The following is a 931-nucleotide window of genomic DNA, read 5'->3' on the forward strand; positions in this document are numbered from 1 at the left end:
GAAGTGGTTTAAACTTTTATTTTTTTCTTTTTCTTGAATTTTTTCAACGCTATCGCAATGAATGCCAAATAGTTGAATCCTTTCCAGCTTTCGGTGGTCGTATCGAACCTGTTGAGCAGGGAACGGTAGCTGTCCATCCATGCATTCGCCCTTTCCACGGCATATCTTTCATCGTATAGGTCTTTGTCGAAATATTCTTCCCTGTCGTGCGTACTTCCATTGCGCCTGTTGAAACATATGTTGGCATTGATATCCATTTTGGCGCATGCGTTCCTGAAATCCTTGGAATCGAATCCCGCATCGGCGTTCATGAAAAGCCCGGCAACAGGTATGTCCGCCTTTTGAAGGGTAGCGGTCACCACTTCGAACTGCACCTCGATATCATAAAGGTCGTTGTGGTTGCCGGCCACCGGTTCCGACATGGCCAAGGGAAGTCCCTGCCTATCGGTCAGGTAAAGGGAATTCGTCGTTTTGGATTTCTTTCTCCCTTGGTACTCGACCGTTTGGCCGCCCCGTTTGGCCGGGGTATGGCTACCATCGATATCCACACTGGAAAGGTCCAGGTCGGATTTATGGTCGCCGAGAAACTTTATCCAGCACTCCTTCCAGGTTCCCGAAATGCACCACTTGCGGTAATGGTAGTATACCGCTTGCCAGCAGAGCACCTTGTCCGAGAACAGGGCCTTCACAGGCAGAAGCCGCCAATGGACACCGGACTTGAGCTTGTAAAGGATCGCATTGATCACCTCGGCCATGGGTACCGTAACGTTAAAGCCACGACTAGGTGAAGGAAGGTATGCGACTATTGATTCTTCTATCATATCTTTGTCAAGAATAAAGTACATAAAGGGTTGTTTTGGTTTGACTTATGTTTCACAACACAAATCTCTGCAACCCTGTCTTTCGATCCAAAAAAAGTTTAAACCACTTC

At 47.5% G+C, this 931-nt stretch carries 1 protein-coding gene; it reads right to left on the minus strand.

What is annotated here, in order from left to right; all coding sequences use genetic code 11:
* Window positions 1-8 precede the first annotated feature (8 nt).
* A complete protein-coding gene (locus tag AACP56_RS17875; protein ID WP_339339067.1) occupies window positions 9-845 on the minus strand; it encodes an IS5 family transposase in 837 nt (278 codons plus the stop codon).
* Window positions 846-931: the final 86 nt, after the last annotated feature.

The sequence above is a fragment of the Croceitalea sp. MTPC6 genome (assembly GCF_036985525.1).
Classification (GTDB): domain Bacteria; phylum Bacteroidota; class Bacteroidia; order Flavobacteriales; family Flavobacteriaceae; genus Croceitalea.